At 72.6% G+C, this 10,450-nt stretch carries 8 protein-coding genes; 5 read left to right on the top strand and 3 right to left on the bottom strand.

Annotated features, from left to right (window positions below; all coding sequences use genetic code 11):
- Positions 1–446, top strand: a 446-nt coding sequence (locus Pma05_RS02185) for a glycosyltransferase (RefSeq protein WP_203855517.1), incomplete at its 5' end; no start/stop codon positions are given.
- Positions 443–1,567, top strand: coding sequence for a non-hydrolyzing UDP-N-acetylglucosamine 2-epimerase (wecB, locus tag Pma05_RS02180; protein ID WP_203855516.1), 1,125 nt, complete (start codon positions 443–445; stop codon positions 1,565–1,567). The genes Pma05_RS02185 and wecB, both read left to right, overlap by 4 nt.
- A 77-nt stretch (positions 1,568–1,644) precedes the next feature.
- Here wecB and Pma05_RS02175 read toward each other — a convergent pair whose 3' ends face one another.
- Both Pma05_RS02175 and Pma05_RS02170 read right to left on the bottom strand, forming a co-directional pair.
- Positions 1,645–3,288, bottom strand: a complete 1,644-nt coding sequence (locus Pma05_RS02175) for a sensor histidine kinase (protein WP_239311519.1) — start codon at positions 3,286–3,288, stop codon at positions 1,645–1,647.
- Complete coding sequence (locus Pma05_RS02170) at positions 3,285–4,025, bottom strand: response regulator transcription factor (RefSeq protein ID WP_203855515.1); 741 nt, start codon at positions 4,023–4,025, stop codon at positions 3,285–3,287. The genes Pma05_RS02175 and Pma05_RS02170 overlap by 4 nt, the downstream gene beginning before the upstream one ends.
- Positions 4,026–4,324: 299 nt before the next feature.
- On the opposite strand from Pma05_RS02170, the gene Pma05_RS43360 reads away from it, so the two are divergent.
- Positions 4,325–4,459, top strand: a complete 135-nt coding sequence (locus tag Pma05_RS43360; protein WP_275414631.1) for a hypothetical protein — start codon at positions 4,325–4,327, stop codon at positions 4,457–4,459.
- A gap of 118 nt (positions 4,460–4,577) precedes the next feature.
- Complete coding sequence (locus Pma05_RS02165; RefSeq protein ID WP_203855514.1) at positions 4,578–5,606, top strand: DUF389 domain-containing protein; 1,029 nt, start codon at positions 4,578–4,580, stop codon at positions 5,604–5,606.
- Between the two features lie 216 nt (positions 5,607–5,822).
- On the opposite strand, the gene Pma05_RS02160 is transcribed toward Pma05_RS02165, so the two are convergent.
- A complete protein-coding gene (locus Pma05_RS02160; protein WP_275414630.1) occupies positions 5,823–8,231 on the bottom strand; it encodes a Tex family protein in 2,409 nt (802 codons plus the stop codon).
- A gap of 225 nt (positions 8,232–8,456) precedes the next feature.
- On the opposite strand from Pma05_RS02160, the gene Pma05_RS02155 reads away from it, so the two are divergent.
- Positions 8,457–10,442: a primary-amine oxidase gene (locus Pma05_RS02155; protein ID WP_203855512.1), complete on the top strand. Its 1,986-nt coding sequence runs from the start codon at positions 8,457–8,459 to the stop codon at positions 10,440–10,442.
- Positions 10,443–10,450 lie beyond the last annotated feature (8 nt).

Genomic DNA, 10,450 nt, shown 5'->3' with positions numbered 1-10,450 from the left:
CCCGCCGGCTCGCCGCCGACCTCGGTGCCGACAACGTACGCTTCCTCGGCCGGCGGCGACCGGAGGAGATGGCCGAGCTGTACGCGGCGGCCGACTTCCAACTGGTCTGCCTGCGCGACCTGCCCGGGCTGCGCGGAACCGTGCCGTCCAAGCTCCAGGCCGCGCTCGCCTGCGGTGCCCCGGTCATCGTCTCGGCGGCGGGGGACGCGGCCCGGCTGGTCGAGTCGGCCCGGGTGGGCCTGGTCTGTCCGCCGGAGGACTGTGCCGCGCTGGCGGGACGGTTCGCCGAGGCCGCTGCCCTGCCCCTGGCGGCCCGTACCGCGCTGGGCCGGCGGGCCCGGGAGGTCTACCGGGACCGGATGTCGCTGCGGGCCGGCATCGACCAGATCGAGGACATGTTGACCAAGACCGTCCAACGTGGAGCAGCGAGGGTGAGGTCCGGATGACCCGGGTGATGACGGTGGTGGGTACCCGGCCGGAGATCATCCGGCTCTCCCGGGTACTGGACCGGCTGGACCGTACGGTGGAGCACCTGCTGGTGCACACCGGGCAGAACTGGGACCGGAACCTCTCCGAGGTCTTCTTCACCGAGCTGCGGCTGCGCGAGCCGGACCGCTTCCTCCGGGTCGACACCACCTCGCTGGGCCGGGTGCTCGGCGGGGTGCTGACCGGCGTCGAGCAGGCCATCACCGAGCTGCGCCCGGACGCGCTGCTGGTGCTCGGCGACACCAACAGTTGTATCGCGGCGCTGATGGCCCGGCGGATGCGGGTGCCGGTCTACCACATGGAGGCCGGCAACCGGTGCTTCGACCTGAACGTGCCGGAGGAGACCAACCGGCGGCTGGTCGACCACGTGGCCGACTTCAACCTGGTCTACACCGAACACGCCCGGCGCAACCTGCTGGCCGAGGGGCTGCACCCGCGCCGCATCCTGCACACCGGCTCGCCGATGCGCGAGGTACTGGAGCACTACCGGCCGGAGGTGGCCGCCTCGACGATCCTGCGGCAGCTCGAACTGGAGCCGGGCGGCTACTTCCTGGTCAGCGCGCACCGGGAGGAGAACGTCGACGACCCCGCCCGGCTGGGCCGGCTGCTCGACTGCCTGCGCGCCGTCCGGGACGCCTGGCGGCTGCCGGTGCTGGTCTCCACGCATCCGCGTACCCGCAAACGGCTGGAGGCGCTCGCCGCCGACGCGTCCACACTGGACGGTATCGCGTTCCACGAGCCGTTCGGGCTCTTCGACTACGTACGCCTCCAGTCGCAGGCCCGCTGCACGCTGTCCGACAGCGGGACGATCAGCGAGGAGGCGGCGATTCTCGGCTTCCCGGCGGTGACCCTGCGGGAGTCGATCGAACGGCCCGAGGCGCTGGACGCGGGCGGCATCGTGATGACCGGCCTCGACCCGGCCGGCGTACTGGAGGCGGTGACGGTCACCGTCGACCAGGTCGGCGCGGCCGGGGTGCCCTGCCCGGCGGACTACCAGGTCACCGACACCTCGCGCCGGGTCGTCGACTTCATCCTCTCCACCGTCCGCCGGCACCACGACTGGGCGGGCATCCGCCGGTAGCGGCGTCTGCGCCGGTGGCCCCACAGCCGGCCTCGACGCGGTGTCACAGCACGGTGGCCCGCGCCGAGGGCACGCCGTCAGGCCGGCCGGACCGGCAGGGTGATGGTGAAGGTGGTGCCGACCTGCGGCTCGCTGGCGACCCGGATGCTCCCGCCGTGGTCGGTGACGATCTGCCGGACGATGGAGAGGCCCAGCCCGCTCCCGCCGGTCTTCCGACCACGCGCCGAGTCGGCCCGCCAGAACCGGTCGAAGACGTACGGCAGCGCCTCCGGCGCGATCCCCGAACCCGTGTCGGCGACCTGGACCAGGGCCGACTCGCCCTCGCGGCGGAGCGTGAGCGTCACCTGGCCACCCTGGCCGGTGGCCCGCAGCGCGTTGGTGATCAGGTTGCCGACCACCTGGCGCAGCCGGTCCGGGTCGGCGTGCACGGTGACCGGTTCGGTGGTGACCGCCAGGGTCACCCCGGCCGCGTCGGCACTGGCCCCGTGCGCGGTACGACACGTCTCCAGCAGTTCGGCCAGGTCGACGTCGGCCCGGTGGTACGCCAGGCTGCCCGCCTCGGCCAGCGCCAGATCCTGGAGGTCGTCGACGATCCGCTGCTGCAACACCGCCTCCTCGTGCAGCGAGGCGAACAGCTCCGGATCGGGCTCGATCACCCCGTCGGAGAGCGCCTCCAGATAGCCGCGCAGGTTGGCCAGCGGCGTACGCAGCTCGTGCGCCACGTCGGCGACCAGCCGTCGCTGGCGTTCCTCGCCGCGCTGCAACGAGTCCGCCATCCGGTTGAACGACCGGGCCAGTACGGCGATCTCGTCGTTACCCTTCACCGGCACCCGGCTGGTCAGGTCGCCCCGGCCGAGTCGCTGGGAGGCGGCGGTCAGGATCGCGATCGGGCGCAGTACCCGGTGGCTGAGCAGGGCTGTCGCGACGATCGCCACCGCCGCCACCCCGGCCGCGGCGGCCAGCAGCGGGCCGACCACCAGCGCGCGACCGCCCTCGTCACCGACACCGAGGATGACCCGGGCCGGCTCGGGCGCCACCTCCGCGATCCGGACGTTGAACGCCTCGGCCAGGCAGTAGTCCGTCGGCTCGCTCGGGTCTGTCGTGTCGCACTCGGCCGAGAATTCCGCCAGGACGGCCCTGCTCGCCTGCTCGGACTGGGTCGCCTGGTCGCGGCAGTGTCGATTCAGCTCGGGGTCGGTCGAGACGGCCGAGTTCACGTCGTACACGGGCACGCCGAACCGGCCCGGCGTCTGGGTCGGCTGCACACCGCTGCGGGTCAGGCAGGCGGCGTACCGGACCCCGGTGCGGTACTGGTACAGCTCCTTGGCGGCGATCTCCGCCGGATCGGCGCCCGCCCCGGAGAGGTTGAGCGTGGGGCGGGGGTTGACATATCCGTCCACTGTGCCGAGTGCGCGTACCGCCTGGTCCGGGTTGTTCTCCCGGTCGGTGTCCACGAGTACCCAGCCGGACTCGGTGACCAGGTGGATGCGCTGCCCGGTCTGCGCGCCGAGCCGTACGACCAGATCCCGGACCCCCTCCCAGGTGCCGTGCTGGCGGCCGTAGTCGGTCAGCGCGGCGGAGACCTGGTCCACCGAGGCAGCGTCGGCGCCGGACTCGTCGATCTGCTGGGACGCCTGCCGGAGTACCAGCCAGAGCGTCGCGGCGGTCGCGCTGACCGCGACGAGCATCACCAGCCCGAGTACGCGTAACCGGAAGCTCACGCCGACGGGTCCGTTCCGGCGGCGGCGTCCTCCGGGCTCCGCTCGGCGTCGGACCGCTCGGCCAGCCGGTAGCCCCGGCCGAAGACGGTCTGCACGTAGCGTGGCTCGGCCGGATCGACCTCGATCTTGCGGCGCAGGTTCATCACGTGCGCGTCCACGGTCCGTTCCAGCACGTAGTGGTCGAAGCCGAAGGCCCGGTCGATGATCTGGGCCCGGGTGAACGCCCGGCCCGGCTCGCCGGCCAGCACCTCCAGGATGCCGAACTCCTTGGCGGTGAGCGTGACCAGCCGTCCGCCGATCCGTACCTCGAACCGGCCCGGATCGACCTCCAGGTCACCGACCCGGAGCACCGCCTGGTTGCCCGCGCTGAGCACACCGGAGCGGCGCAGCAGGGCGCGCACCCGGGCGGCCAGCTCCCGTGGGCTGTACGGCTTGGTCAGGTAGTCGTCGGCACCGATGTCCAGCCCGAGCAGCACGTCGTCCTCGGTGGTCCGGGCGGTCAGCAGCAGGATCGGCAGGTTGGACTCGGCCCGCAGGATCCGGCACACGTCGAGCCCGTCCACCACCGGCATCATCACGTCCAGCACCACCAGGTCGGGGCGGCGGGCCCGGACCTGCTCCAGGGCGGCCCGGCCGTCGCCGACGACCAGCACGCTGTGGCCCTCCCGTTCGAGATAGACCCGGACCAGGTTGGCCTGCTTCGGATCGTCCTCGGCGACCAGTATCCGCGCGCTCATGTTTCCCCATTCTGCCTGCTCCTGGCGGCATCGATTAGAGCGCCGGAACGGTGAAGAAGTGATGAAGTCGCGATCCGGAAACGGTCAGACGGCGGCCCGCACCGGGTGGGCACACGTTCTTGACAGCTTTCGCATATCCGCGCTCCTACCGTGCGGGCATGTCGAAAGGGAGTGCATTCGCATCGAACCTTTGTCAACCTGAACCGCGCGGCGCTCACGCGCCGCCTCCGGCCTTGCGGCTCGTCGGACCGCAAGGGGAGGTTGAAAGAGGTTCGTTCGGTGCGGGCGGTCGGTCCGGGGTGGCCGACCGGGCCCGGCGCTCGGCCGTCCGCCGCCGGATCCGGGAGACCCTGGCCCTGCGCCGGGCCGACGCCGCCGCCGGACTGCGCGCCACCCCCGGCGCCGCTCCCACCGGCCCGGCCACGGAAACCTGATCGAGGTTGGTCGGGTCGTTGCTGCGTGGTCTCCTACTACCCCTGCACGGGTAGTAGGAGACCACAATTCGACCGGCCTCCCACGATGTTGGGGGTGGGGTGGGTGGAGGATGGCGGCGTGCTGCATTTGAGGATCATCGTGCCGACCGACCGGTCCGCCGCCGTGCAGGAGATGCTCTCCGCCGACCCCGCCGTGGCGCACCTCATCGTGCTGCCCGGCGCCGCCCGTACGCCGCCGGGGGACGTGCTGCTCTGCGACGTCGTCCGGGAGGGTGCCGACGAGGTGCTGGCGGCGTTGCGGATGCTCGGCGTGGACCGGGCCGGCGGAGTGGTCGGCGACGGGGTGGACGTCACCCTCTCGGCCGCCGCCGACCGGGCCGCCCGGGCGGCGCCAGGGCTGGGTGCCGACGCGGTGGTCTGGGACGAGATCGCCCAGAAGACCGGCGAGGAGACCCGGCTCTCGGTGACGTACCTGTTGCTGATCACCCTGGCCACCGTCATCGCCGGCATCGGGGTGCTGCTCGACCAGCCGATCCTGATCGTCGGTGCGATGGTGGTCGGCCCGGAGTTCGGGCCGCTCGCGGCGCTCTCCGTGGCGCTGCTGCGCTGGCGCGGGTCGATCGTCCGGCGCTCGCTGCTGGCGCTCGGCATCGGCTTCCTCGCCGCGATGGCGGTGACCGTACTCAGCACCTGGGCGCTGACCGCCGCCGGCCTGGTCGACCGGTCGATGCTGCTCGCCGACCGACCGATGACCGACTTCATCTGGCGGCCCGACGCGCTCTCCTGGGTGGTCGGCTTCCTGGCCGGGGTGGCCGGGATGCTCTCGGTCACCTCGAACCGGGCCGGCTCGCTGGTCGGGGTGCTGATCTCGGTCACCACGGTCCCGGCGGCGGCGAACGTAGCGGTCGCGCTCGGCTACGGCGTCTTCGACGAGGCGCTCGGATCGCTCGTCCAGTTGCTGATCAACCTCTGCGCGATCGTCGTGGCCGGCGTGCTGACGCTGCTGGTGCAGCGGCTGTGGTGGGAGCGGGTCGCCGCCGCCAGGCCGGCCTGGATCCGCCGGCGCCGTCCCGCGCCGGCTCCCCGGGGCGGCCCCGACGTGCCCGGCCCACCCCGTTCGGTCCCGGACCGTACCGGCGGCGGCTGACCGCCGGCCCCGCCACCAGGACCATGCCGGTCGGTCCGCGCGGCCGGCCCCGCCCGACACCAGGCTGACCGGACCGTACCGACGGCGGCTGACCGTTGGACCTCGCGAGCAAGAGGATGCCGGTCGGGCCGGGCACGTGCGGCCGGCCCCGCCCAGCACCAGGCCGACCGGGTCCGCCGCGACCAGCCGAGGGCCGGTCGCGGCGGGCGCCGGGAGCTACCGCCCGGGGCGTTTCCCGTCCAGTCCCTTGTCCAGCCCGGCTCGGCGCAGCGCGTCGGCCAGCGCACCGCCGCCGAACGAGCCACCCTGGCCGCCACCGGAGCGGTTGCCGCCACCGGACCGGCCGGCGCCGCCGGAACCACCGCGCCCCTGGCGCGGCTGGCCGGTCCGGTCGCCGCCCCGGTCCCGCGCGGGGCGGGGCTCGGCCTCGTCCTCCAGCCGCAGGGTGAGTGAGATCCGCTTCCGGGGTACGTCCACGTCCAGCACCTTCACCCGGACCACGTCACCGGACTTGACCACGTCGCGCGGGTCCTTGACGAAGGTCCGGGACATCGCCGAGACGTGTACCAGCCCGTCCTGGTGCACCCCGACGTCCACGAACGCGCCGAACGCGGCCACGTTGGTGACCACACCCTCCAGCAGCATCCCCGGCTTGAGGTCGCCGATCTTCTCCACGCCGTCGGCGAAGGTGGCGGTCCGGAACGCCGGTCGAGGGTCCCGGCCCGGCTTCTCCAGCTCCTTCAGGATGTCGGTGACGGTCGGCAGCCCGAAGGTGTCGTCGACGTACTCGGCGGGCTTGAGCTTGTGCAGCACGGCGGTCCTGCCGATCAGCGCGGAGAGGTCGCCGCCGGTGGTGGAGAGGATCCGCCGGACCACCGGGTACGCCTCCGGGTGCACGCTGGATGCGTCCAGCGGGTCGTCCCCGCCGGGGATGCGCAGGAAGCCGGCACACTGCTCGAACGCCTTCGGGCCGAGCCGGGCCACCTGCTTCAGCGCCTGCCGGGTCCGGAACGGGCCGTTGGCGTCCCGGTGCAGCACGATGTTCTCGGCCAGCCCGGCGCCGATCCCCGAGACCCGGGTCAGCAGCGGCGCGGAGGCGGTGTTGACGTCGACGCCGACGCCGTTCACGCAGTCCTCCACCACCGCGTCCAGCGATCGGGAGAGCTTCACCTCGGAGAGGTCGTGCTGGTACTGCCCGACGCCGATCGAGCGTGGGTCGATCTTGACCAACTCGGCCAGCGGGTCCTGGAGCCGGCGGGCGATCGAGACCGCGCCGCGCAGCGAGACGTCCATCCCGGGCAGCTCCTGGGAGGCGTACTCGGAGGCGGAGTAGACCGAGGCGCCGGCCTCGGAGACCACGATCTTGGTCAGGTTCAGGTCGGCGTACCGCTTGATCAGGTCGGCGGCGAGCTTGTCCGTCTCCCGGGAGGCGGTGCCGTTGCCGATCGCCACCAGCTCGACCCGGTGTGCCCGGGCCAGCTTGGCCAGCGTCTCGATCGAGGCGTCCCACTGTCGACGCGGCTCGTGCGGATAGATCGTGTCGGTCGCCACCACCTTGCCGGTCGCGTCCACCACCGCCACCTTCACCCCGGTACGCAGCCCCGGGTCCAGCCCCATCGTCGGGCGGGTACCGGCCGGCGCGGCGAGCAGCAGGTCGCGCAGGTTGGTGGCGAAGACCCGTACCGCCTCCTCCTCGGCCGCCTGCCAGAGTCGCATCCGCAGGTCCGCACCGAGGTGGATGAGGATCCGGGTCCGCCACGCCCAGCGCACCGTGTCGGCGAGCCAGCGATCCGCCGGCCGTCCCCGGTCGGCGACGTCGAACCGGGCGGCGATCTCCTGCTCGTAACGGGTCGGCCCGACCGGGGCGTCGTCCGGCGCGGGCGCCTCCTCCGGGTCCATGGTCAGGTCGAGCATGCCCTCCTTCTCGCCCCGGAACATCGCCAGGATCCGGTGCGAGGGCAGTTTGGTGTACGGCTCGGCGAAGTCGAAGTAGTCGGCGAACTTGGCGCCGGTCTCCTGCTGGCCGTCGCGTACCCGGGAAACCAGCCGGCCCCGCGACCACATCCGCTCGCGCAGCCCGCCGATCAGGTCGGCGTCCTCGGCGAACCGCTCCACCAGGATGGCCCGGGCACCGTCCAGCGCGCCGGTCGGGTCGGCCACCCCGGCGTCCGGGTTGACGAAGCCGGTCGCCACCGTGCGCGGGTCCTGGGTCGGGTCGGCCAGCAGCGTGTCGGCCAGCGGCTCCAGCCCGGCCTCCCGGGCGATCTGTGCCTTGGTCCGCCGCTTCGGCTTGTAGGGCAGGTAGATGTCCTCCAGCCGGGCCTTCGAGTCGGCGGCCATGATCTGCGCTTCCAGCGCGTCGTCCAGCTTGCCCTGACTCTTGATCGACTCCAGCACCGCCGCCCGGCGCTCCTCCAGTTCCCGCAGGTAGCGCAGCCGTTCCTCCAGGGTGCGCAACTGGGTGTCGTCGAGCGACTCGGTGGCCTCCTTGCGGTAACGCGCGATGAACGGCACGGTCGACCCGCCGTCGAGCAGGTCCACCGCGGCCCGTACCTGCCGCTCGTGTACGCCGAGCTCCTCGGCGATCCGCTGGTGCACAGAGCGCGGCTGCGCAGAGGTTGTCACGTCCTGTTCCGCCTTATCCACTCGGTTCCGCCCGCGCCCGTCGCCGGGACCGGCGCAGGGCTTCTGGGTGCCGGGAAGCATTGTGCCGCACCCGGCGGCGCTCGCCGTGGCAGGCGGCGGCGATGCGTGGGCGGCAGAGGTTCACGCGCCGTCGGCTATGGACAACCGAGAGTGATTCGGGTTAGGTCGGCTCGGAACGATCCGCGAATCGACGAGGGACACCAGATGACTCTGCTGGCCGACGACCAGCCCGCCGGCACCGGGGCCGGCCTCACCGACGGACATCCGCTGGCCCGGCTCACCGCCGACGAGATCCGGGCCGCCCGGTCCCTGCTGGACCGGCACGGACTGCTCGGCCCGACCGTCCGGTTCGCCCTGCTGGGCCTGGAGGAGCCGGCCAAGGACGTGGTGCTGGCGTACCGGCCGGGCGATCCGGTGGACCGCCGGGTCCGGGCGGTACTCCTCGACGTCGCCACCGGCGCCGCCCGGACCGTACTGGCCTCGGTGACCGCCGGCACCGTCGAGTCGGTACGCGAGCACGACGCGACCCGGGACGGCCAACCGCCGATCATGCTGGAGGAGTTCGTCGCGGTCGACGAGATCGTCAAGGCCGATCCGGGCTGGCGGGCGGCGATGGAACGCCGGGGCATCACCGAACTCGACCTGGTCCGGCCCTGCCCGCTCACGGCCGGCGACTTCGACCTGCCGGGGGAGCGGGGCAAGCGGCTGCTCCGGGTGCTCTCCTTCCTGGCCCACCGGCCGGAGGACCACTGCTGGGCGCACCCGATCGACGGCGTGGTGGCGTACGTCGACCTGATCGAGCGCCGGGTCGTCGAGCTGATCGACCACGAACTGCTGCCGGTACCGGCCGAGGAGGGCAACTTCGACGACCCCGCCTACACCGGGCCGGCCCGGACCAGCCTGAAGCCGATCGAGATCACCCAGCCGGAGGGTCCCAGCTTCTCGGTCGACGGTGACGTGGTGCGCTGGGAGAACTGGAGTTTCCGGGTCGGCTTCGACCCCCGGGAGGGTCTGGTACTGCACCAGCTCGGCTTCACCGACGGCGGGCGGGAGCGCCCGGTGCTCTACCGCGCCTCGGTCGCCGAGATGGTCGTCCCGTACGCCGACCCGAGCCCGGTGCGGTTCTGGCAGAACTACTTCGACGCCGGGGAATACCTGCTCGGCCAGCAGGTGAACTCGCTGGTCCTGGGCTGCGACTGCCTCGGCGAGATCTACTACTTCGACGCCGTACTCGCCGACGGTGCCGGCGAGCCGCGCGAGGTGCGCAACGCGATCTGCCTGCACGAGGAGGACCACGGGGTGCTGTGGAAGCACTCCGACCTCTTCACCGAGTCGGCGGAGACCCGCCGGCAGCGCCGCCTCGTCATCTCCTACTTCGCCACCGTCGGCAACTACGACTACGGCTTCTACTGGTACCTCTACCTCGACGGCACCATCCAACTGGAGGTGAAGGCGACCGGGGTGCTCTTCACCTCGGCCTATCAGGAGGGCAGCGGATACGCGACCGAGGTGGCGCCCGGGCTCGGTGCGCCGTACCACCAGCACCTGTTCAGCGCCCGGCTCGACATGACGGTCGACGGGGTCCGCAACGCCGTCGACGAGGTGGACGTCCGGGCGCTGCCGGTCGGCCCGGAGAACCCGTACGGCAACGCCTTCACCCGGGTGGTGACCCGGCTGTCGACGGAGTCGGACGGCGCCCGGGACGCCGACGCCTCGGTCGGCCGGACCTGGCGGATCTCCCACCCGGAGCGGCTGGGTCGGCTCGGCCGGCCGGTCGGCTACCAGCTCCGCCCCGAGGGCCAGACGGTGCTGCTGGCCGCCCCCACCTCCTCGGTGGCCCGCCGGGCCGCCTTCGCCACCCGCTCGCTCTGGGTCACCCGGTACGACCCGGCGCAGCGCTACCCCGCCGGTGACCTGGTCAACCAGCACCCGGGCGGAGCCGGACTGCCGGAGTACGTCGCCGCCGACCGGCCGATCGACGGCGAGGACATCGTGCTGTGGCACACCTTCGGCACCACGCACTTTCCCCGCCCGGAGGAGTGGCCGGTGATGCCGGTGGACCGGTGCGGCTTCACGCTGCGGCCGGACGGCTTCTTCGACCGCAATCCCACCCTGGACGTGCCGGCGAGTACGGCGACGCACTGCGCGGCGCCCGGCGACGACGGCTCCGCGAGCTGCCACGGGGGCTGAGCACCGGG

Source organism: Plantactinospora mayteni (assembly GCF_016862935.1).
Lineage (GTDB): Bacteria > Actinomycetota > Actinomycetes > Mycobacteriales > Micromonosporaceae > Plantactinospora > Plantactinospora mayteni.
Note: the sequence above shows the minus strand (reverse complement) of the source record. Positions and strands in the feature narration are given on the sequence as shown.